Below are 380 nucleotides of genomic sequence, written 5' to 3'. Positions count from 1 at the left end.
GTCCGACTTACCTCGAAGCCGGCAAGGCATACGCGTTCAAAGCTCAGATCAACGACGTAGTGCCCACCACTGCGCAGAAGGCGTACAAGGTCCTCGGCTATTGGAGCCTGCCCGACGGTACCCGGGTGGACGGCACCGAATTGCAGTTCACCCCACGGCCGGAAGACAAGTTGCTGAGCTTCTACACCTACGTCGAGGGCTACCCGGATGAAACGACGGTGGCCACGCTGCCCTTCAAGACGTGGAGCTACACTTGGCCGCAGAACTGGCGAATCCGAGTGTCCGCCCTGCAGACCGACGTGCCCGCCACGATCAAGTACCAAGTCGACACGCCCGAGTTCGATCTCAAGACGCTCAACGGCGAGCCGCTCACCTACACG

General features: G+C 61.3%; 1 protein-coding gene. It reads left to right on the top strand.

Features of this window, described 5'->3' with window-relative positions:
• Positions 1–380 (top strand): hypothetical protein (locus NBZ85_RS32080; RefSeq protein ID WP_261563543.1); only part of this gene is annotated, 380 nt, incomplete at both ends.

The sequence above is a fragment of the Frankia tisae genome (assembly GCF_025403405.1).
GTDB classification, from domain to species: Bacteria; Actinomycetota; Actinomycetes; order Frankiales; family Frankiaceae; genus Frankia; species Frankia tisai.
This window is presented reverse-complemented; position numbering and strand designations above follow the sequence as displayed.